The sequence below is a fragment of the Rhizobium sp. AAP43 genome, assembly GCF_001296045.1.
Classification (GTDB): domain Bacteria; phylum Pseudomonadota; class Alphaproteobacteria; order Rhizobiales; family Rhizobiaceae; genus Allorhizobium.
The window spans coordinates 58,754-80,149 of record NZ_LJHS01000022.1 but is presented as its reverse complement, the minus strand read 5'-3'; the positions used below and the strand labels follow the sequence as shown (position 1 = coordinate 80,149).

General features: G+C 60.8%; 23 protein-coding genes. 11 read left to right on the top strand and 12 right to left on the bottom strand.

What is annotated here, in order from left to right; genetic code table 11:
• Positions 1–9 precede the first annotated feature (9 nt).
• The 10 genes from bchM to IP76_RS13970 are packed head-to-tail and all read left to right on the top strand — an operon-like array spanning position 10 to position 8,272.
• Positions 10–726: a magnesium protoporphyrin IX methyltransferase gene (gene bchM, locus IP76_RS14015; protein WP_054158848.1), complete on the top strand. Its 717-nt coding sequence runs from the start codon at positions 10–12 to the stop codon at positions 724–726.
• Positions 723–2,162 (top strand): BCD family MFS transporter, encoded by a 1,440-nt coding sequence (locus IP76_RS14010; protein WP_054158847.1) that lies wholly within the window; start codon positions 723–725, stop codon positions 2,160–2,162. Before bchM ends, IP76_RS14010 begins: the two co-directional genes overlap by 4 nt.
• 36 nt (positions 2,163–2,198) lie before the next feature.
• A complete protein-coding gene (puhA, locus tag IP76_RS14005; protein WP_054158846.1) occupies positions 2,199–2,984 on the top strand; it encodes a photosynthetic reaction center subunit H in 786 nt (261 codons plus the stop codon).
• Positions 2,981–3,655 (top strand): photosynthetic complex putative assembly protein PuhB, encoded by a 675-nt coding sequence (gene puhB / locus IP76_RS14000; protein ID WP_054158845.1) that lies wholly within the window; start codon positions 2,981–2,983, stop codon positions 3,653–3,655. The genes puhA and puhB overlap by 4 nt, the downstream gene beginning before the upstream one ends.
• A gap of 9 nt (positions 3,656–3,664) precedes the next feature.
• Positions 3,665–4,159 (top strand): photosynthetic complex assembly protein PuhC, encoded by a 495-nt coding sequence (gene puhC, locus IP76_RS13995; RefSeq protein WP_054158844.1) that lies wholly within the window; start codon positions 3,665–3,667, stop codon positions 4,157–4,159.
• Positions 4,156–4,461 (top strand): hypothetical protein, encoded by a 306-nt coding sequence (locus IP76_RS13990; RefSeq protein WP_082352543.1) that lies wholly within the window; start codon positions 4,156–4,158, stop codon positions 4,459–4,461. The genes puhC and IP76_RS13990 overlap by 4 nt, the downstream gene beginning before the upstream one ends.
• A gap of 56 nt (positions 4,462–4,517) precedes the next feature.
• A complete protein-coding gene (gene acsF, locus IP76_RS13985; protein WP_054158912.1) occupies positions 4,518–5,567 on the top strand; it encodes a magnesium-protoporphyrin IX monomethyl ester (oxidative) cyclase in 1,050 nt (349 codons plus the stop codon).
• A gap of 10 nt (positions 5,568–5,577) precedes the next feature.
• Positions 5,578–6,468, top strand: a complete 891-nt coding sequence (gene puhE, locus IP76_RS13980; protein WP_054158843.1) for a putative photosynthetic complex assembly protein PuhE — start codon at positions 5,578–5,580, stop codon at positions 6,466–6,468.
• A complete protein-coding gene (hemA, locus tag IP76_RS13975; RefSeq protein ID WP_054158842.1) occupies positions 6,468–7,685 on the top strand; it encodes a 5-aminolevulinate synthase in 1,218 nt (405 codons plus the stop codon). Before puhE ends, hemA begins: the two co-directional genes overlap by 1 nt.
• Before the next feature lie 53 nt (positions 7,686–7,738).
• Positions 7,739–8,272 (top strand): isopentenyl-diphosphate delta-isomerase, encoded by a 534-nt coding sequence (locus IP76_RS13970; RefSeq protein ID WP_054158841.1) that lies wholly within the window; start codon positions 7,739–7,741, stop codon positions 8,270–8,272.
• A gap of 189 nt (positions 8,273–8,461) precedes the next feature.
• Here IP76_RS13970 and pufC read toward each other — a convergent pair whose 3' ends face one another.
• The 12 genes from pufC to IP76_RS13910 all read right to left on the bottom strand — a co-directional run bounded on the left by pufC (position 8,462) and on the right by IP76_RS13910 (position 19,577).
• Entirely contained in the window at positions 8,462–9,631 is a 1,170-nt protein-coding gene (gene pufC, locus IP76_RS13965; protein WP_082352542.1) for a photosynthetic reaction center cytochrome PufC, read from the bottom strand.
• A gap of 11 nt (positions 9,632–9,642) precedes the next feature.
• The gene (gene pufM / locus IP76_RS13960) at positions 9,643–10,602 is read right to left on the bottom strand and encodes a photosynthetic reaction center subunit M (protein ID WP_156318580.1); all 960 of its coding nucleotides are present in this window, start codon (positions 10,600–10,602) and stop codon (positions 9,643–9,645) included.
• Between the two features lie 19 nt (positions 10,603–10,621).
• Positions 10,622–11,467 carry a photosynthetic reaction center subunit L gene (pufL, locus tag IP76_RS13955; protein ID WP_054158839.1) on the bottom strand — a complete coding sequence of 282 codons (846 nt, stop codon included), beginning with the start codon at positions 11,465–11,467 and terminating at the stop codon, positions 10,622–10,624.
• A 103-nt stretch (positions 11,468–11,570) separates the two neighbouring features.
• The gene (pufA, locus tag IP76_RS13950) at positions 11,571–11,768 is read right to left on the bottom strand and encodes a light-harvesting antenna LH1, alpha subunit (protein ID WP_054158838.1); all 198 of its coding nucleotides are present in this window, start codon (positions 11,766–11,768) and stop codon (positions 11,571–11,573) included.
• Positions 11,769–11,780: 12 nt separating this feature from the next.
• Positions 11,781–12,002: a light-harvesting antenna LH1, beta subunit gene (gene pufB / locus IP76_RS13945; protein ID WP_054158837.1), complete on the bottom strand. Its 222-nt coding sequence runs from the start codon at positions 12,000–12,002 to the stop codon at positions 11,781–11,783.
• A gap of 115 nt (positions 12,003–12,117) precedes the next feature.
• A complete protein-coding gene (locus IP76_RS13940) occupies positions 12,118–12,354 on the bottom strand; it encodes a hypothetical protein (RefSeq protein ID WP_054158836.1) in 237 nt (78 codons plus the stop codon).
• Between the two features lie 45 nt (positions 12,355–12,399).
• A complete protein-coding gene (gene bchZ / locus IP76_RS13935; RefSeq protein WP_054158835.1) occupies positions 12,400–13,851 on the bottom strand; it encodes a chlorophyllide a reductase subunit Z in 1,452 nt (483 codons plus the stop codon).
• Positions 13,845–15,344 carry a chlorophyllide a reductase subunit Y gene (gene bchY, locus IP76_RS13930; RefSeq protein ID WP_054158911.1) on the bottom strand — a complete coding sequence of 500 codons (1,500 nt, stop codon included), beginning with the start codon at positions 15,342–15,344 and terminating at the stop codon, positions 13,845–13,847. Before bchY ends, bchZ begins: the two co-directional genes overlap by 7 nt.
• A gap of 102 nt (positions 15,345–15,446) precedes the next feature.
• On the bottom strand, positions 15,447–16,454 hold the full coding sequence (locus tag IP76_RS13925) for a chlorophyllide a reductase iron protein subunit X (RefSeq protein ID WP_054158834.1): 1,008 nt from the start codon (positions 16,452–16,454) through the stop codon (positions 15,447–15,449).
• Positions 16,451–17,389: a chlorophyll synthesis pathway protein BchC gene (gene bchC / locus IP76_RS13920; protein ID WP_054158833.1), complete on the bottom strand. Its 939-nt coding sequence runs from the start codon at positions 17,387–17,389 to the stop codon at positions 16,451–16,453. Before bchC ends, IP76_RS13925 begins: the two co-directional genes overlap by 4 nt.
• Before the next feature lie 114 nt (positions 17,390–17,503).
• Complete coding sequence (locus IP76_RS13915; protein ID WP_082352541.1) at positions 17,504–18,703, bottom strand: methyltransferase; 1,200 nt, start codon at positions 18,701–18,703, stop codon at positions 17,504–17,506.
• 4 nt (positions 18,704–18,707) lie between these two features.
• The gene (locus IP76_RS13910; RefSeq protein WP_054158832.1) at positions 18,708–19,577 is read right to left on the bottom strand and encodes a polyprenyl synthetase family protein; all 870 of its coding nucleotides are present in this window, start codon (positions 19,575–19,577) and stop codon (positions 18,708–18,710) included.
• 108 nt (positions 19,578–19,685) lie between these two features.
• Between IP76_RS13910 and crtD the strand changes: the two genes are divergently transcribed.
• The gene (gene crtD / locus IP76_RS13905) at positions 19,686–21,266 is read left to right on the top strand and encodes a 1-hydroxycarotenoid 3,4-desaturase CrtD (RefSeq protein WP_306765485.1); all 1,581 of its coding nucleotides are present in this window, start codon (positions 19,686–19,688) and stop codon (positions 21,264–21,266) included.
• Positions 21,267–21,396 lie beyond the last annotated feature (130 nt).

The window sequence follows — 21,396 nt, the reverse complement described above, 5'->3', positions numbered from 1 at the left end:
GACAAAGCCATGAGCCAGACCGACTACATTCGAAGGACGGGCGAGATCGAGCACTATTTCGATCGCACAGCACTCGATGCGTGGAAGCGCCTTACTGGCGACCAGCCGGTCAGCGGCATACGGGCAACTGTGCGCAAGGGACGCGACGATATGCGCCAGACGCTTGTTTCCTGGTTGCCCGCCGATCTCACCGGTTGGCGCATTCTTGATGCCGGCTGTGGATCTGGTGTCCTTTCCTTTGAGCTGATGCGACGTGGGGCTGAGGTCGTTGCTGTCGATCTCTCAGCGCAGATGGTCGCCCATGCCCGGCAGCGAGCGCACGAACTGGAACATAGCCATGGTCGGTCAAAGGGTTCCGTGACCTTTCACAGCGGTGACATGCTCGACCCGCGGCATGGCAGCTTCGATGCGGTCGTTTCAATGGATGTGCTGATCCACTATCGTTCTGCTGATGCCGTGCGCGTGCTTCATACGCTTGCCGAACGCTGCTCGCGCAGCATGCTCTTCACGCTTGCCCCGGGCTCCCGCCTGTTGCGGGCGATGCTCGCCGCGGGCCAGATCTTTCCGCGAGGCAATCGCGCGCCCGCCATTTATCCGGTTGAACCCGACCGCGTCGTGTCGGACATGCTGCTGGCGCCAGCGCTTTCCAGCTGGACAGCCGGGCGCAGCCACAAGGTTTCGGTCGGCTTCTACACCTCCCAGGCGATGGAGGTGATCCGGTCATGAACTTTGCAGGCGCAAACCGGAAGATGATCGCGTTCTGGCAAATGATGGGCACGCGCTTCATGCCCTTTGCCGATGCGGCGACGGTCGAGATGCCACTGTCTCGGCTCTTGCGACTGTCGCTCTTCCAGGTTTCCGCCGGCTGTGTCCTGGTGCTGCTCACCGGCACGCTTAACCGTGTGCTGATCGTCGAGCTCGGCGTTTCGGTGGCGCTTGTTTCGGCTGTGGTGGCCATCCCCGTTCTTGCAGCCCCTCTGCGTCTGCTCTTCGGATATCGCTCGGATACCTACAAGTCCGTGCTTGGCTGGCGGCGGGTACCCTATGTCTGGCTGGGCAGCCTTCTGCAATTTGGCGGGCTTGCCATCATGCCGTTTGCGCTGCTGCTCCTGCAGTCGCAGACGGTTGGGCCTGAATGGGCCGGTGCTGCGGGCGTCAGCCTCGCTTTCATCCTGACCGGATTTGGCATGCACATGGCGCAGACAGCCGGACTGGCCCTTGCGACCGACCTCGTTCCGGAGGCAAAGCGTCCTCGGGTCGTCGCGCTCCTCTATTTCATGCTGCTCGCAGGGATGATCGGGGCATCAAGCTTTTACAGCGTCGTGCTGGTGGATTTCAGCCCCAAGATGCTGATCCAGGTTATCCAGGGTACGGCCCTTCTGACCATCGTGATCAACGTAATCGCCATCTGGAAGCAGGAGGCACGCGATGCCCGCCGTACGGCGGTCGATCGGGATCTTGTGAGCTTCATCGATGCGCTGGACGATTACCGCAGCGCACCGGGTGTGATGCGCCTGCTCCTTGCCGTTGCCATCGGTTCGGCCGCATTTTCGATGCAAGACATCTTGCTTGAACCCTATGGCGGCGAAATTCTCGGGCTGTCTGTCGGCGAAACGACGCGCCTTACAGGTCTCTGGGCGCTTGGAACCATGGCAGGCTTCGGTTGGGCCGCGCATAGTCTGCAGGGTGGCGTACAGGTCTATCGCGTCGCCGCGCGCGGCCTGCTTGCCGGCATCTGTGCCTTCTCGGCGGTTATCTTCGCTTCACCGCTCGGGCTGACGGCGCTGTTCCATATCGGCGCTTTCGGTATCGGTCTCGGGGGCGGTCTTTTTGCGGTCGGCACCATGATTGCGGCGATGGGCATTTCCGAGCGGTCGGACAGCGGGCTTGTGGTCGGTGCCTGGGGCGCGGTGCAGGCAACGGCGATCGGGGCGAGCATGCTCGCTGGCGGCGTTATCAAGAATACGATCAATGCGTTGGCGCTCAACGGGTCGCTCGGCGAGGCCATGATGACCCCGGCGGCCGGTTATGTCGTCGTCTATCAATTTGAAATCGTTCTTCTCTTCCTGTGCCTGGCGGTGATCGGACCGCTTGCCGGGCGGCGCTATCACAGAGATTACCTGAACAACACGCGTTTTGGATTGGCGGAGATGCCCGGCTGATCGTCGGGCGCCACGTCTTACACTGGAGGGTCTGATATGACCGGATCATTGGTAGGAAGTATCGATGTCGCACAGGTGGTGCTCTACGCATTCTGGATCTTTTTTGCGGGGCTGATCTGGTATCTCCGTCAGGAGGATCGCCGCGAGGGCTATCCGCTCGAGGAGGATGTCACGGGCCGTTACAACAAGAGCCCCTGGCTTTTCGTCCCGCCGAAAAAGACCTTTGTTCTTCCGCATGGCCAGGGACTGAAACAGGTTCCGGACTTCCAACGTGACGAACGCAGCTTTGCCAGCCGCCGGATCGCACCGGCACCGGGCTATCCGAGTGAACCTGTGGGCAATCCGCTTCTCGCCGGCATTGGTCCCGGCTCCTGGGCAGAGCGTGCCGACAGGCCTGATGTCACGGCGCATGGCGATGCACGGATCGTGCCGCTGCGCGTCGCCGACGGCTTTTCGGTTGTCCCGAGCGCCGTTGACCCGCGGGGGCTTTCCGTTCTCGGCTGCGACCGGCAGGTCGCAGGTATCGTCAAGGATATCTGGGTAGACCGGGCCGAACACCTGGTTCGCTACTATGAGGTCGATCTACCGCTTGCCGATGGTTTGCGCACCATTCTCCTACCGAACAATTTCGTTGTCTTCGGCACAGGGCGCGGTGGCGTCCGCCATCTCTACGTTCATGCGATCACCGCTTCCCAGTTTGCGGATGTTCCGGAGACCGCACGCCCCGAACTCGTGACTTTGCTCGAGGAAGACAAGATCGCCGCTTATTTCGGCGCCGGGCTTCTCTACGCGGATCGCGTTCGTCAGGAGCCGCTGCTGTGAACCATTTCGTCACCCGGGAACATGAAATCGAACCACTGCCGGGTCTTCCCGGTGTGCCTCCAGCTGGCGAGGTTGTGCTCTGGCAAGGCCGGCCGTCGTCGGCTCTCGTCGCCCGGCATCTTCTCAAGGTCCGATGGATCTGTGGGTATTTCATCGTGCTGGCCGGTTGGGCAGTAGCCTCCGGGCTCAGTGATGGACGGGCTGTGGGCGGGATCCTCTTTTCCGTCGCGATCCTCACAGCTCTTGCCGCCGTGCTTGTCGGCATGATCGAGCTTTTTGCCTGGGCCGTCGAAAAGACAACGCTTTACACGGTTACCACCGAACGCGTGGTGATGCGGTTCGGCGTAGCGATCTCGATGACGCTCAATCTGCCTTTCCGGCAAATCGATGCTGTTTCCTTCGCAAGGATCGGTCAGTCATCCGGGATGATCGCCATAGCGCTTGTGCCGGGTCAGCGCCTGTCCTGGCTCATCCAGTGGCCGCATGTGCGCGGCTTCCGGGTCGCACACACCGAGCCCAGCCTTGTCTATCTGCCGGATGCTGAAAGAGGGGCAGCCGTACTTGCGGCAGCGATCGGACAATATCGTATGGCGCATGCCCACCAGTCTCGGTTTGTCGCTCGCGGCGCTGATCTCTCCCACCAACCACCCGCCGTCGTTGCGGCAGAATAGGACAGGGTCATGGGCTCGGCATCACATCTCGGCTATTTTTCTGACCGCAAGGGCAAGACGCCAAACCATCTCCCCAAGGGGGTGTTCTTTGGCCTTGCCGGCCTGATCGCCTTCACGGCCGGAGCGATTGTCTTCGGCCAGGTGACGGGGCTTGGTGTGGTCAAGCAGGAGCTAGGAGCGCCGGTTTCAATCCGAGACCTCATGATCACACGAAACGCATCGGGTCATGTTGTGGTGACTGACGCTGCCACGCGAGAGGATATTGCACTCTATGCGCCGGAAGCCGGTGGCTTCGTCAGTGGATCATTGCGAGCCTTTGAGCGGATGCGCCAAGTCTCCAACGTGCCCTTTGATGCGCCCTATCGACTGATCAAATGGGAATCCAGTGCCGTCAGCCTGTCGGACACCGGTACTGGCGAGCGGATCTTTCTCGATGCCTTTGGCCGCGACAATGCGGCTGCTTTCGAAGCCCTTCTGGCCCCACAGGGAGGAAATAGCCAATGAACCCGGTCTTCGCCTTGATGAGACGAAAGGAGACGGTCGATTGTACCGTCGAGATCAACAACACGTTTGAGGCGCTTGGCGCGCATCTGCGGTTCGACAACGGCGTCATCGTTCATCCCGGTGACGAAGTTCTGGTCCACGGCGCGCCCATCTCGATCCCCTATGGATCGACCAGGAATTTTCGCAGGAAGGCTACCATTACGCGCGCTGGAGTGCTGGAGCGCGCCTGGACACGGGCGACCGGCGATCTCGACATGATGGAATTGTGCGAATTCAGTTTCACCGAGAGGGCACTGTCATGAACAACCATGTTTCGCCGAACGATCTCGTTGACCACGAACCGACGGTCGAGGAGCGTATGGCTGGGGTCAACGACACGACGCGCAGCGCGCTGGTATCGACCATGCTCACGCCGCGTTTCTACACCACCGATTTCGAAGAAATGGACAAGATCAATGTCGAGCCGGTCCGCGCCGAATGGGACGTGCTCATCGCCCAGATGAAAAGCGACCCGAACCGTGGTCATTTCAAGCGCAATGAGGACTGGAACGATATCGACATCGATGCGCTGCCGCACGATCTGCGTGAGGAGTTCATTGATTTCCTCGTTTCCTCGCTCACATCGGAATTCTCGGGCTGCGTGCTTTACAAGGAGATGAAGCGGCGCGGTAAGAACCAGGAGATCTGCGAACTCTTCGGCTATATGAGCCGTGACGAGTCTCGCCATGCCGGGTTCATCAATGATGCCTTGAAGGAGTTCGGCATCGGCGTGAACATGGGTTTCCTCGCCAAGGCCAAGAAGTACACTTTCTTCAAGCCGAAGTTCATCTACTACGCCACCTATCTGTCCGAGAAAATCGGTTATGCGCGTTACATCACGATCTTCCGGCATCTGGAGAAACATCCGGAGCAGCGCTTCCACCCGATCTTCAAGTGGTTCCGGGAATGGTGCAATGATGAGTTTTCACATGGCGAGGCGTTTTCGCTGATCATTCGCTCCGACAAGCGGCTGACGGAGGGATTGAACACCTACTGGATCAAGTTCTTCCTGCTTGCGGTTTTTGCCACCATGTATGTGCGTGACCACATGCGGCCGGCTTTCCATAAAGGCCTCGGCGTCGACATTGACGACTACGACATGAAGGTCTTCCGGCTGACGAGCGAGATCTCGCGGCAGTGCTTCCCCCTCGTGCTCGATCTGGACAATCCGGCGCTGCATGAAGGCTTCCGCCGGATGGAGCGGATCAACCGGAAGATCATGGCAGCCAATGCGAAGGGTGGGCTCACCGGCCGGATCACCAAGGGCTTCTGGTCAGCGGCGGCTGCCGTCAACTTTATCAGGATGTATGTAATCCCGGCAAAGTCGAATGCGATCCCCGCAACCTCCCGCCTGCAGCCGATCTGGTAGGAGATCCGCCATGAGCCTGTCACACCCGCTCGCTGTCGTTCTGGTCGCCATCGCCGTGTGGTGGCTATCGACCGGGCTGGTGCTGGCCGTGGTCAACCGCTCGAACAGCGGCCGTCGTGGCCTGGTCTTGATGATGGTGATGACCGTCGTTGGTGCCGGCGGCTTCGCGCTCATGCTTTTCGGCGCGGGGGAGCGCACACCGGTCGGTTCCTATGCCGGCTTCTTCGGTGCCTTGCTCGTCTGGGCCTGGCATGAAGCGGCATTCCTGACGGGCTTGCTCACAGGGCGCAGCGGGGAATGCCCAGCAGGGCTTGTTGGCTTCGCCCGCTTCAAAGCCGCTTGGGAGGCCGTGCGAGATCATGAGATCGCCATCCTCGTGACTGGGCTTGGCCTCTGGCTGGCACTGGCGGATGCACCGAATATCTTCGGGCTTGCGGCCTTCGGCCTGCTCTGGGGAATGCGGGTTTCCGCCAAGATGCTGATTTTTCTTGGTGCGCCGCATGCCGTCAGCGACTTGATGCCAAAGGGTATCGCGCATCTGAAGACGTATTTCAGGACGGACCGGCTTACGCCATTGTTTCCAATATTTCTGTCAACCGCCGCTGGCCTGTTCGCCATTCTCGCCATCGGCGCAGGTCGCGCGACGCAGGATCATTCGGTCGTCGGCCATACGCTGCTGGCCACCTTTATGGCGCTCGCCATCATCGAACATCTCATTCTTGTCCTTCCGGTCTCGGATACGGCGCTATGGCGCTGGACGACGACGCGTCAGGACAGGCGCAAGCTGGCCGTACGCCCTCCGCTGGATGATACGGCAGTTATTCAAGGGGGGGCTCCGCCAGCGCTTCATGCGTCATGGGTGGCCGTTGGACATGATACGATCGGGAAGAGGAAAGACTGATGGATATTCTCCAGCACATGGAAGAGGCGCTCGCCGGCCTGCATACTGCCGGTAACTACCGCGTCTTTGCGGAGTTGGAGCGCCATTGCTCCGCCTTCCCGAAGGCCTCGTTTCACAACGGGGACGGCACGGTTCGGGATGTTAGCGTTTGGTGCTCAAACGACTATCTGGGCATGGGTCAGAACCCGATCGTGACCGAGCGTATGATCGAGGTCGTTCGCAAATGTGGGGCGGGGGCTGGGGGCACCCGCAATATTTCAGGCACCAATCACTATCATGTCGTCCTGGAGCGTGAACTTGCGGACCTGCATGGCAAGGAAGGGGCGCTGATTTTCACATCCGGCTACGTGTCCAACTGGGCGGCGCTCGGCACCCTGCTTGCAAAGATACCCGGGATCATCTGTTATTCCGATAGCCTCAACCACGCCTCGATGATCGAGGGTATCCGCCATTCGCGCTGCATCAAGCGGCAGTTCCGCCACAATGACTATCGTCATCTGCGCGAGTTGATGGCGGCTGATGATCCGGCGGCACCCAAACTCGTCGCCTTCGAAAGCGTCTATTCCATGGACGGCGATATTTCGCCCATCCGGGAGATCTGCGATGTGGCAGATGAGTTCGGCGCCATGACCTATCTCGACGAAGTGCATGCTGTCGGCATGTATGGGCCGCGGGGCGGTGGCGTAGCGGAACGTGAGGGCCTCATGGACCGCTTGACGGTCATCGAAGGCACGCTGGGCAAGGCCTTTGGCGTCATGGGCGGCTATATTACCGGACCCGCTGTCCTGGTTGACTTTGTCCGCTCCTTCGCGTCCGGCTTCATCTTTACGACGGCCATTCCGCCGGCCGTTGCCGCCGCAGCCACGGCGTCGATCCGCCACCTGAAGGAGAGCAACGTTGAACGGCAATCGCACCAGACTGCCGTTGCAAAGGTACGGCATGCCCTCGACGTGCGTGGCATTCCCCATATGCGCAATTCGAGCCATATTGTGCCGGTCATGGTCGGCAATGCAGCGAAGTGCAAGTGGATCTCCGACGTGCTGCTTGACGACTTTGGCGTTTATGTCCAGCCGATCAACTATCCGACTGTGCCTGTGGGCAAGGAAAGGCTTCGCATTACCCCGACGCCACTGCACAGCGATGCGGATATTCGCCACCTCGCAGAAGCGCTCAGTTCCCTCTGGTCGCAATGTGCGTTGGCCCGGGCTGTTGCCTAACAGGTACAAAGGCCTTATCGGCGGCGTGCCCGATGAGATGGAGTGGACTGCCCATGCGTGACAGCATCGAGATCCCCGCGATCGCGGATGACGGGTCGTTCTTTCCTGTCGACAAGATGCGCGCCCATATCGAGGGGCTGCTGCATCTCGCCGTCTCCGTCTTTGTCTTCGACGGTGATCGTCTTTTGATCCAGAAGCGCGCGGCGACGAAGTACCACTGCGCGGGTCAGTGGGCCAATACCTGCTGTACTCATCCATACTGGGAGGAAGCCGTGGAGGTTTGCGCCGAGCGACGCCTCCAAGAGGAATTGGGCTTTACCCTACCACTCACACGCCATCAGACCGTCGAGTATGAAGCTGATGTTGGCGGCGGGCTGCGCGAGCATGAGCGCGTTACCCTGTTCAGCGCCCAGGCCGATGCGCACACATTGACGGTTCGTCCTCAGGCCAGTGAGGTCGAGGCCGTGCGCTGGATTGGCTCAGACGAACTGGCTCGGGAAGTCGCGTTGCATCCCGGCCATTTCACGCCCTGGTTCCGGATCTATCTGGAACGGTTTCCGGGCCTCAGTCTATCCCGAGCCGCCTGATATCTTTCATCAATTGCGTCCGCTCACTGCAATCCTGGATCGCTCGTTGCGAGGCTTAGCCTTGTCCTTCATATGATTGCTAACCTCGCATTTCCCCAAGATCCATCATCGCACGAAAAGAAGGGGAGCCATTGAGCTCCCCTTCCTCTTGCGGCCTGGCCTGGGAGGCCGCCCTTCTGTTTCTCATCCTCAGTTTTTGGCCTGGGATGTATCGGCCGGCAGTTCGAGGATCGAGGCTTGCTGGTTCGGCAGCTTTTGGAGTGTGCTGCTCTGCTGCAGCGGCTCCATTTTTTGCGTCGTTCCGGGCTGGTATTTGGTGAAATCCGGAACAGCAGTCGGTCCCTTCTTCGCAAGGGAATCGACGTAGTCTTGCAGCATGGAGACGCCATAGAGCGGCTTTTGCACGCCGGCATGGCATGTGGCGCAGCCGACCTTGAAGACATCGCCTTCGGGACCTTTGCGGTGCTCTGGGAACACGGATGTCAGGCCAACCATGTAGTTTGCATTGATGTCGCGGGCCATACGGATACCATGCCATGCGGTGACCCGCTGCGGAGGGCTTTGGTCCCAGTCATTGAAGGCGCGGCTGTTGTGGCAGGTGGTGCAGTTCACCCCAAGCGATTCCGACATGTGCATCATGAGAGACCATGTGGCTTCCGTCTCTTTGGTGCCGGCCTGCGAGGTGCCAGTGGGCAGAGCGGTGGTCGCGTGGACCCGGATCGGCTTGGCATCCAGGAGATAATCCTTGAGCACATTTTGCGGCAGCGATGCATTGCCACCGAACCGAGCCGCCACGTTCTGGCCTTCGCGATTTTGGGTCATGTTGCCGGCCGGCTTCGGCTCCAGATCCTCGAACCAGTAGTTCGTCGGGATGCCCTGACCGCGGTGACAGGTATAGCAGGTCGCGCCAACCTGGCCGACATGGCTCTTCCAGTCGACATTGATCGCCTGTGTCATCTGGATCATGCGACGGGCAACGACCTTCTGGTAGACTTCGTCGGAGGCGAGGTTTTCAGGGTTGTGGCAGTAGTTGCAGCCCGCCTCCGGCGCCACCCATTCGGTGATCGAGGCCATGAACTGGTTGAACTGATCGTCGGAGAGATCTCCGAGGATCTGAACGTTTTCATAGAGATCGCGAGCCTTGTCGCCAGCAGGATCGGCTTGCCAGGGTGCCGGCGGCACGACATTCGCCGCTTTCAGGGCTTCCTGCTTTTCGACGTCGCGATGAATGTACATGCCGCTGCCGCGATGGCCGATCTGGGCCGTTTCGACCGGGGGCGCATCCCAGCCGGCGCCGACGAAGCTCGCAATGGTGAGCAGTGATCCGGCTGAGATGGCGAATGGAATCCAGAGTTTCATGGTCATTCTCCTCAAAGCGCCGGATCGACGACGCCGGGATAGCCTGGCAATGGCGAGACGATCCCGTGGTTGATGCCCCAGAGGTACCAGTTGTCGACGACAGTGCCCGTGAGCAGGATGCCGATGGCCCCGGTGATCGGTGTCAGGATGGCAAACCACCAGGCCCAGCGGTGGACGGATTCCATGGTGGCGTTAAAGCCCATGGTCCATCTCCAGAAGAGGGCCGCGCGCTCGGAAGCAGTGCCCCGATCTGTGATCTGCTCCAGTTCGCGTTCGCCACCATATTTGCCCACCGCCAGGATTGTCGCGCCATGCATCGCGAACAAAAGGACGGAGCCATAGAGGAAGACGATCGAAAGGCAGTGGAATGGATTGTAGTAGAGATTGCCGTAACGGATCGAGAAGGCAGCGGTCCAGTCAAGATGCGGGAAGATCCCGAAGGGTACGGCCTCAGAGAAATTGCCCATCAGAAGCGGGCGGATGAAGCCGAGCGACAGGAAGAGAAAGATTGCAGCCGCAAACGCCCAGGCGACATGGGTGCCGAGTTCCAGCTGGCGCGCCCGGCGATAGACCCGAACCCACCACAACAGGACCGATAGTGTCAGGAAGAAGCCGGCTATCAGCCACCAGCCCCCTTCTGCAAGCGGGGGCAGGACCTTCAGGCCGTATTCGGCTCGCGGCGGTTCGAGACCCAGCCAGAACAATTGCCGGACGAACTGAATCGGATCCCAGCCCACCGATGCGAACATGTTGAGCCCAATGATCTCGAAGGCAATGAAGCCGAAGACCAGGGACAGTGTGCCGAGATAGCCGAGATAGATCGGGCCGATCTGAGCATTGCCGATCATTCCGAAGAGACGGACCAGCGTTGGCTTTCCTGCGCGTGGGCTATCGCCTCTGGGAAGTGGCATGCCTTCCTCAAGAGGGCCGCTCACCTGCACCGGCGTGATGATGTTCTGATATTGCAACAATAACATGATCCGGTCCCCCTCAGTTCCAGATTGGCAGCGTCAGCCACCAGTTCCACCATTGCGGCCAGCCCTGGTTCCAGAAGGGGCCGCTGATGATGATGCAGACGGCGCTCCAGAAACCTGCGTTCAAGGCGAGGATCAGGCCTAAGCGGTGGATGCCAAGCGTGCCGATCGAGTAGCCGATGATGTCGCGGAAAAATGTGTCTTCATACTCCGGCGTCTTGACCTCGGCCTGCTTGCCGGCTTCCGTGATGGACGCGCCGGGGTTGGCCGCAGACAGGATCAGGCCGCCGTGAAGAGAGAGCGCCAGCGTCGTGGTGAAGAAGAAGGTCACCGCGATCATATGCGCCGGATTATAGTGGAAATGCAGATACTGGTAGCCGACATTCGAAACCCAATCGAGGTGGCTGAAGATCCCGTAGGGAAAGCCATGGCCCCAGGCACCGAGCAGCAGCGGCCGAAAAACAACGAGGGTGGTGTAGGCGAAAATGGCGAAGGAAAAGGCAAACGGCACATGATAGCCCATGCCGAGCTTTCGGCAGATTTCCACCTCGCGCAGGGCCCAGGAGATGAAGGATCCGAGCGCGCAAACCGTGACGATCTGCCAGAGACCGCCCTCTTTTAATGGCGCCAGCGCAAGGCCGTAGGACAGATCGGGCGGCGCGATCGAGATGCGCCAGATGTTCCAGGTCGGGCCAATCGCTGCTCCATAGATGAGCAGGGCCGTGCCTACCGTGGCAAAGAAGGCGGTGGTTACACCGAAGAAGCCGACGTAGAACGGACCAATCCAGAAATCGAAGAGATCGCCTCCGAGCAGCGTTCCGCCTCGTACGCGATATTTGCGTTCAAAACTCAGCAGCGCCATGTTCGTTTCCTCCTCAGGCGTTCAGCCAGGTGGCGATGTCGGGTCGTTGCGGATTGGCGGCGGGCGAGACCTCCTCAGTCGCGCCCGCTGCCGTCTTCAGTTTTCAGCCGATCAGCCTGAAATCCACACCTTCAGAGATGGACTGCTCCAGAGAGCTGGTTTTGAGGGGCTTGCCCTCCAGCCAGTTGAAGCGTTCCGTGCTCAGCAGGATGAAGTGGATCAGGATCGCAAGGGTGAACAGGAATACAGACAGTGCGACCAGCGCTTTGCGCGGATCGAACATAAGCCAGACTCTCCACATATCGCGTCCTCCTCAGGCCAGCATCGGCATAAGCGCGAGGGCCGTCTGGTTGATGCCCTCGAGAGAGCTGTAACCTTCCGGACCTGGGATCCAGGGACGCCACATCCAGACCAAGATATGCGCGACGATGGCTATCGCCGTGAATATCATGAAGCCTTGGATGAAGAATCCATGGACCTCGCGCGCTTCGCTTTCGGTCAGACCCGAAAGTGAAACATTTGATGTTTCAGCCATCAAATTCACCTCCTAGTCTCGAATACCGCGGCGCCCCCGCGGCAGGGTTTCGACAGGGAGCTTTCCGGCTCCTGCCGGGTCTTGCTGATGTCGAGAACATCGGCAAAGGGAGCAGTCACGCCTGGAAGGCGTAACCGGCAGCTGCGTATGCCGAAGCCCGGGCCTCGGCGAAAATGGATTGCGCGGGCTTTGCGGTCGCCGCATCCGAATGGTCGGTCAGACGTGCCGCCACCGCTGCCATGAGGCAAAGCGGGTACATCAGCAGATAAAGACGGCGCATGTTCACGCGTTCCGACTGGCGGTCCTCATGGGTGCGGCGCACGTGCGGATTGGTTTGCGTTGCAGTGATCATGCCTTCACCTCCAGGTTTCGCAGATCGGGATCATTTTTTTCGCCATCATGCGTGCGCCCTCGTCAGACGGACGGCATCGTCGACATGCTGGCGGGTGACTTCAGACGCATGGACCCGTCTCGCTTCGCGTTCGGCAGCTTCGCGCAGGCGCTTGGCGGCGGAGATCCGGACGAGGACCGGTTCCTTGTCGATGCATGTTTCAAGTGAGGCTCGCGCCTCCGGCTCCCAGACCATTTCGGTCCGCTGCCTTGCGACCGTTGATTCGATCGCATCGAGTTCGCCGGCCCGCGGCAGAATGTCGAAAAGGATGTCGAACAGGGCGTTGCAGACTTCCTGGATCAGCCAGCTGGCTCCCGAATAGCCCATGACCGGCGTGCCAGGGTGGCGACGGACGATGGCACCGGGATAGGACAGCTGGATGAACTTGCCGCGCGCACCGCATTCGGCCATGTACATGCGCTCGTTGAACGAACCGAACATGACCATCGGCGGCTTCGTGGCGGTGAGTTCGCAGACCTTGGTATTGTCGGTCTTGGACCCTGCCTTGCGGGGAACGGCGAATGTGCAGGGCAGGCCCATTTCCTCCTCCAGGAAGTGGCGGATGCCGCGCACATAGGTTTCATTCGCGACGATGGCGAAGCTTGCCGTTGCGAAGAAGTCCTGCGTGACCGAGCGCCAAAGATCCCAGAGCGGCTTCAGTGTTGTGTGTTTTTCGCGCGCGATGAATGGCTCAGGATTGAGGCCCAGCATGCCGCCGAGCTCCCGCAGGAAGGCCGTCGTCGACTGAATGCCGATCGGTGCCTGCAGGTAGGGGCGTTCGAGCGTTTCGCAGAGCAGGCGGCCGAATTCGCGATAGAGGCAAATGTTGGCATCGGCGTCTGCGAGCTTGCGGACGTCTTCAAGATGGCTTCCGAGCGGGAAGGTCATGTTGATCTCGGCTCCCAGTCCCTCGACAAGGCGGCGGATTTCAGCCAGATCCGAGGGCATGTTGTAGGTGCCGTATATCGGGCCGATGATGTTGACCCGCGGTTTTGCGCCGTCGGGGCGGCGGCGTGGGGCCGGGACCTTCCCACCCTTCGGGCCGAATTCCGTCCAGAGCCATTTCAAGGCGCGATCAGCACTCTGCCACTGATCCTCGTCGATGGTGCGCGGCAGAAACCGCACAATGTTGGATCCCTCAGGCGTCACGCCGCCACCGATCATTTCGGCGATCGAGCCTGTGACCACCACGGCCGGCAAATCCGGATCGAGCACCTGGCGTGCGCGCTTCATCGCGCCTTCCGTGCCGTGCTGACCGAGTTCGTCTTCGGAGAGACCTGATACGACGATCGGCAGTTCGTGCGGCGGCAGCGCGTCCGTGTAATGGAGGACGGAGGTGACGGGCAGGTTCTCACAACCGACGGGGCCGTCGATAATGACCTGGAGGCCCTTGATGGCGGTGAAGGCGTAGACACTGCCCCAGTAACCACCGGCTCTATCGTGATCGAGGATCAGCATCCGACACTCTCCCCGCTATCGACCGCATTGCGGGACTGCTTGACCTTGGCGGCAAATTTCTTCCGATAAGCGCTGCGGTCTTCAGGGACGTTCTGCCAGATGCCCGCGCTGTCTCCCGCGCCGACACCTTCGAAGAAGGCATTCATGGCGAGGAAGCGATCCTTGTTGCCGATGGCGGCGTTGATCACGGTCGGCAAGGACGCAATGCCAGCGGGTCCCATCAAGGGACGAGCGGAAATCAGGTTGGTGAAATAGAGGGCTGGGGTCGCAGCCTCTTTGGCCTTCTGAACCACGGGGGTCGTGCCAATGGCGAGGTCCGGGCGGAATTCCTCGAAGGCTGCCAGATCCTGCTCAAGCGAAGCGCGGAAGCGGAGTTCGACACGATGGGCTGCGAGCCAGTCCGCATCCTCGCTGTTGTAGGGTGTCTTCGGACAGGCTGTGCCGACATAGCGCACGTCCGCGCCGAGTTCGACCAGGAGACGGGCAACGAGAAGCTCCGAACCCTCATAGCCCGAGAGTGTGATGCGCCCCTTGATGCGGTGTTCGGCAAGGGCGGCCGAGATTGCGCCTCGCATGGCATTGCGGCTGATCGCGGTCTTGGCTTCGGCAATGCCGCAGCTTTCACCGATGGCTTTCAACCAGGCATCCGTGCCCTCGAGACCCACGGGGGCAGAGCCGACAATGGCGCGGCCGGCGGCCTGGAATTCGCGGAAACTGGCAGTGTAGAAGGGATGGATGGCGGCGACAACTGCGCAGTCGAGTGCGGCATAGAGGTCACGCCATTCACGAACGGGTACGGTTGGTCCCGCGGCGAGCCCCATTGGTTCCAGCATGCCGCCTATGACGACCGGATCGACGGGGAACATTTCACCAACCAGTGTGACAGTCGGCTTGTCCTTGAGGCCGCTGCGCGGGCGCTGTACCGGACCGTCAGCCACTTCCTGACGGGCATAGGCGAGCATGGCGGCGGACAGGACGTCTTTTGCCTCGGCATGGGTCGGAACCCCGAAGCCGGGCACATCGATGCCGACGATGCGGACGCCATCGATTTCACGCGGCAGCATCCGAAGCGGCACGCCCGAGGCGGAGGGAACGCAGAGGTTGGTCACGACGACGGCGTCGAACTTCTCCGGGTCCGCCATCTGGTGCACGGCCTCGACGATGTCTTCGTAAAGCTTGCCGGTGACAAGCGTTTCAGAGTTGAAGGGTACGTAGCCGACCGAACGTTTGGCGCCGTAGAAATGCGACGTGAAAGTGAGACCGTAAACGCAGCAGGCCGAGCCGGAGAGGATCGTGCCGACGCGCCGCATGCGCAGTCCGACACGCAAAGACCCGAAGGCGGGGCACATGGATTGCGGCTGATCGTGCGGTCCTTTCGGATAGTCGGCTTCGAAGCGGTCCATGAGCGCACCTTGGCCGGCCGCACGCGCCGCTGCCTTGGACAGCTCAATACCTCCATGGCAGCCAATGCCAGATGCAGGCTCGTCGGCCATGCCCTCGCGAAGGACGGCGGCATCGGTGCCGACGGGAACAATCCCGTTGGCATCGTCTGGCTCGAATTCCTTGCGCAGGTCATCCATCATGCTCACCCGATCTCATACGTTGTCGTAGATGACTTCCAGCGACGGCCGTTTCAGCGCGCCCGTGGCGCACATGTCTTCCGGCTGGGCTGGCTGGAGCTTGTAATTAGCGCCGGTCTCGCTGGCGTCGAAGAGGCCGAGCAGGCCATCCTGATCGAGCGGTTTCGGCAAGATCGGCGGGGCTTCAGCCAGATTGATCGACAGCGCTTCGAAGAGCGGTCCCCAATGGCTGTCCTGGGTGCCGATGATCTGGTAGTTGGCGCTCTTGCGCCGGATGTCGTCGTCCTGCGGGATCGAGGCCAGCACGGGAATGCCGACAGCCTCGGCAAAGGCCTGGGCTTCACCCGTGCCGTCGTCCTTGTTGATGACGAGGCCGGCGACCCCGACATTGCCGCCGAGATTGCGAAAATATTTCACCGCCGAACAGACATTGTTCGCGACGTAGAGCGATTGCAGGTCGTTCGAGCCGACCACCACGACCTTCTGGCACATGTCACGCGCAATCGGCAGGCCGAAGCCGCCGCAGACGACGTCGCCTAGAAAATCGAGCAGAATGAAATCGAAGTCCCAGTCGTGGAAGCCGAGTTTTTCCAGCGTTTCGAAGCCATGTATGATGCCGCGGCCACCACAGCCGCGGCCGACTTCTGGTCCGCCGAGTTCCATTGCAAAGACGCCATCACGTTTGAAGCAAACATCCGAGATAGACACTTCCTGCCCGGCTTCCTTGCGGCGCGAGGCCGTCTGGATGATCGTGGGGCAGGCGCGACCGCCAAAGAGCAGCGAGGTCGTATCGCTTTTCGGATCGCAGCCGATCAAGAGCACCTTCTTACCGAGCTGTGCCAGCATGTAAGAGAGATTGGCGAGCGTAAAACTCTTGCCGATCCCGCCCTTGCCGTAGATCGCGATGATCTGCGTTTCCTTGGTCACCTTGCCGATAACAGGCGCATCGGGTTCGATGGCTGCTTCGTCGCGGAGCTGTTCCTGGAGACGTTCCAAGCCGTCTGGGGCGAGATCGAGGCTCATGCTGCGTTCCTCCAGTCGATGATCATTTTCAGGCATTCGGGATCGGAAAATGCTGTCCTATAGGCCGAAACGGCATCTGCAGGGCTTGCATGGTGGGTAATCAGGCCATCGAGCGAGAGTGCGCCAGCTGCGACGAGCGCCTGAACGGCGGAGACATCGTCGGCCGTGAATTCGGCAGCAGCGACCAACGTGGCCTCACGCATGAAGATGCGCGGAAAATCGAGATCGATCCGGGCGCCGTAGAAGCCGGCGAGCACCAGCACACCCTGACGCTGCAGTTTGCCGATCGCCTCGTCGAGGACCAGGGCATTGCCGCTGGCATCGATAATGGCGGTATGGCGCTGGCCGTCATCGTCCTCAGGTGACGACACGGCATATCCAAGGCCGCCGGTTCGACGGGCGGGTACTGTCTCCCAGACGATGGGAGCAGGGTGTCCGATTGCGATAATCATGCGGGCGATCAGGCGTCCAAGAACGCCATGGCCGATGACGAGCGATGGCGGGTGGCCAGCGCGCAAGACCGCGTGGTGAGCCGTGGCGGCAAGCGCCAAGAGAACGGCCTGTTCCGGCTGCTCTGCGATCAGCGGCACACCGCGCCTGCCTTCGACGATCAGCATTTCGGCACTCGCGCCGAAGAGGCCAGCGGCATCGCGGTAGCAGTTCGCACCCGGAATGTAGACAAGCTCGCCGACGGAACGACCCGAGGTCGGTCCGGCCTCGACGACCCTTGCAACGGTCTCGTAACCAGGGACCAACGGATACCGCATGCCGGGAAAGCTTGGCATGGTTCCATCAAACAGCATGCGTTCTGTGCCGTTTGAGATACCGCTGAAAAGCGCGCGGGCCACGATGTCGCCCTCGGACGCGGTCTGCAGCGCAAGCTGCTTTATGGCCAGCGTTCCCGGTTTTTCGAAGACTATGGCTGCTGTCTGCATTGTCGTGCCCTCCCCGGACACGGGACGCTGCATGCTCCCGAATGTCATCTTAGTTTTACCATTTAATGTGTCAACTTATATTTACACTTTGGAGGGCGTCGTGGGGCGACGCTGTCATCGTGCAGCGGTGATCAGCGTGGCGAGCAGAGGATTGACCGTCGAAATGATCTGCGGATTCTGAAAGCCTGAATCGCGCAGCAGGGTGGAGATTTCGCCGGCAGTGCGGCACCGACCAGACCCCATGGCGCGAAAATAGATCCCGAAATACGCGGCTGCGAGCCGTTCACCGGACGAAGGGCCAGCCATGGCTTCCGCGATGACCAGATGTGTTCCTGGGGCGAGACTGCGGTGGAGATTGGCAAGGAGCCGGCGGACCCGATCATCCTCGTGATCACAGAGTACCCGCAGCAGCGTCACGCAGGCGAAGTCGGGCGGGATCATGTCCTCGAAAAAATCGCCGCCATGAATACGGGTGCGATCGGCCATCCCTGCGAGCGAGATCTGCGTCTCGGCTGCGGTGGCGACTGCCGGTAAATCGAATAGGCCGAGCTTCAGCGCATGATAGCGATTGCCGAGGGCCGATAGGAACGCACCGTCTCCGCCGCCAATGTCCAGTACGGACTGGTAGCGAGCAAAGTCGTGTGAGGAGAGGATGCAGTCTGCCAGCATTGCCTGGCTCTCGCGCATCAAAGCGGTATAGGGCGCGACCGCGCTATCGGGGCATTCCGCCGGCGTTTGGGTGCGGACATAGGCCCAATATCTGCGAAGCCCGGTATCGGTCGTTTCGTTCCGCCACAGGGCTACGGGGTCTTGAAGATCACGATAGAGGATTTCGTGATGGCGGATCATCTCACGCAGCCCGCGGTCACTGGCAAGAACGGCGCCGGCGTCATCAAGCATCCAGCTATTCGGTTGGATTTCGATGACGAGGTTGAGGTGTTGAGCAAGTTCGAGCACTTCTCGCATCCGCGCAGCTTCGAGCTTGCAGGTACGTGCGAGTTGCTCGGTCGTTTGCGCGCAGCCATCCAGATGCGCGAACAGATCCAGGCGCACACAGGTCGTCAGGATCTGCGTTTGGGTAAAGCCCGCGACCAGCTGGAACAGCTGATTGGCCTTTCGCTGTGCCAGCCAGCGGGTCCAGGGAAGGCGGGCCATCCAGTGGCGAAAGCGCTGCGAGCCGATCTGCCGGTTTCGCCACATGCGCCATTGGATCGCCAGCGATCGTGCCGATCCGCCATCACGTGGCTTGTGGTTTTCTGGTCGCAGGGCGGTGGCGGCGGCCGGATCACCGAGCGGCTCGACCCCGTTGGCCATGGCCTCAGGCTGCGCTGGTGGCGAGCGTCTTCGGCATCAGCCGGGTCGCCTCGTTGAGGATCATGTTGCGGAAAGCATCGGCTCCCGGGCAATCGGGAACGTTTGCGACCGCCTCCGAGACCAGGCTGTGCAGCCGCGAAAGGGAGGCGGGCAATCCCAGTTCAGCCACGATGTTCGGCTTGCCATTGCGCTTATCCTGCCCTGCGGGTTTGTCGCTGCCGTCTGTCTGGCCGACAGCATCGTAGAGATCATCCGCTACCTGATAGGCAGCGCCAAGCGCATCGGCGAGACCAAGCCAATCTTGTGGATTGCCGCCGGAGGCGATGGCACCGGTGGATACCGCACCGCTGAACAGTGAGGCGGTCTTGGCCCGGTGATAGACTGCGATGTTGATTTCCGGCTCGCTCTCCCATGCCTGTCCAGCAACGAGGCCATAGGGAGAGCCGACGGCCTTGGCAATGGTGGCGATGATCGGGGCGGTGAGCAGGGGTGCCATCTGCGTTTCCCGTGCCACGGTTTCAAAGGCTGCCACGATCAGGCCATCGCCTGTCAAAAGTGCAATTTCCTCACCGAATTCCGCATGCACGCTGGATCGACCCCGCCGGGTCATAGCGTTGTCGAAACATGGCATGTCGTCATGTACAAGCGAGGCGCAGTGCAGAAGTTCAATGGCCGTTGCAGCCGAGTCGGCGATTGCGGGCTCGCGGTCGCCGCAGGCGGCGGCGACCGCGAGGCAGAGGCGAGGTCTTATTCGAGCGCCGCCTGGAAACACGGCATGTCGCAAGGCATTCGCCAGGATGGGCGGACATCCATTTGCTGTCGCAAAGCGAAGAGAGCGTTGCATTCCGGTCTCGATGCGGTCGGCGACGTCCATAAGATTCACCTCCTGAGAAACGACAGATGTAATCTTTACATTACTCTTCAATCTGTCAATTTAGATTGACACATTTAAAGAGGTTGTCAACTCAAGCGGGAGAGGATTGTGTCCGGTGAACAGGGCGGTCCGGTGCTGATCATCGGGGCAGGCATGGGTGGACTTGCGGCGGCAATTCGTCTGGCTGCCGCCGGCATGCCCGTCTGCGTGGTTGAGGGCCAGGCGGGCGGCGGTGGCAAGCTGCGCCAGGTCGAGGCGGGTGGTCAGGCTTTCGATGCGGGTCCGACGGTTCTGACCATGAAATGGGTTTTCGATGATTTGTTTCGGTGCGGGGACGCCGTGCTGGACGACCAATTGGGCCTGATGCGATCCAAGATCGTCGCTCGGCATTATTGGGAAGGAGGCAATGGCCTGGATCTTGTCTCTGATCCTCTCGAGAATGCCCGGGCGATCCGAGACTTCGCCGGAGCGAAAGCGGCAGAGGGCTATACATCTTTCGCGGCCGACAGCCGTCGGATCTATACGCTTCTGAAGGACAGTTTCATCTCGGCGCAACGGCCAAATCCGATCACGCTGTCGCAACGCATCGGGTTGTCGCGGCCCCAGGATCTCTTTGCTATCCGGCCATTCTCATCCATGTGGTCGACGCTTGGAGGATATTTCGCGGACGTGCGCCTGCGCCAACTCTTCGCCCGCTATGCGACCTATTGTGGCTCATCACCCTATCTGGCGCCGGCAACCCTGATGCTGGTCGCCCATGTCGAGCAGGAGGGGGTCTGGCTCATCGACGGCGGCATGCGGGCACTTGCGGCGAAACTGGTTGATCTCGCGACGGATCTCGGTGTCGAGTTCCAGTTCGGCGATCCTGTCAGCGAGATCGTCACCGACCCCTCCCGCAATGCTGTCTCGGGTGCCGTGACGCGCAGTGGACGGCGGATTGCAGCGCGACGGGTGATCTTCAACGGCGATGTCGCCGCCCTGCCGCGCCTGCTGGGCCGCCCTTCTCAACCGGCAAAGGCAATTGCCCGACGGTCGCTATCGGCTGTTGTCGCCTGCGGTCCGGCGGAAGCGCGCGGCGTGCCGCTTGCTCACCATACCGTCTTCTTCTCCAGTGACTATGCAGCTGAATTCGATGCGATCTTCCGCTGGAAGATGCCGCCGGCTGATCCGACTGTCTATGTCTGTGCCCAGGATCGTGATGGGGCTGGGAATCCTCCGGATGGGCACGGGTCTGGTCGATCCGAACGCCTGTACAGCCTGATGAATATGCCGGCCGATGGTGACCGGCATCAGTATGACGAAAGCGAGATCGACAGATGCCTGCACCTGATGGAACGCAGATTGGCGTCGAATGGGCTCACGCTCCGCCAGACGGAAGCGAGGCCGAACGTGACAACCCCGGATCGGTTTGCGAGGCTGTATCCGGGCAGCGGCGGCGCTCTTTACGGGATGGCATCGCATGGCTGGATGGCGTCCTTCGCCCGACCGGGAGCGAGAGGGCCGGTGCCGGGGCTTTACCTGGCGGGCGGCAGCGTGCATCCGGGGCCGGGTGTGCCGATGAGCGCCCTTTCCGGCAAGCTTGCGGCGGACCAGCTGATGCAGGATATGGGTTCGACCCGTCGGTTCCGGCAGGTGGCTATCGCTGGTGGTATGTCGACGCCGTCAGCGATTGCGGACAATTCGCACTGACCGTCATTGCCTTTGTCGGGTCCGTCTTCTCCCCCTACTATCACTGGAGCGGGCGCAAAGACCCGGAAAATCATGTTGCATTCAACGTGGCTCTCTATGGACCGGCGGGCCATGCCTGGGCGATGACGGA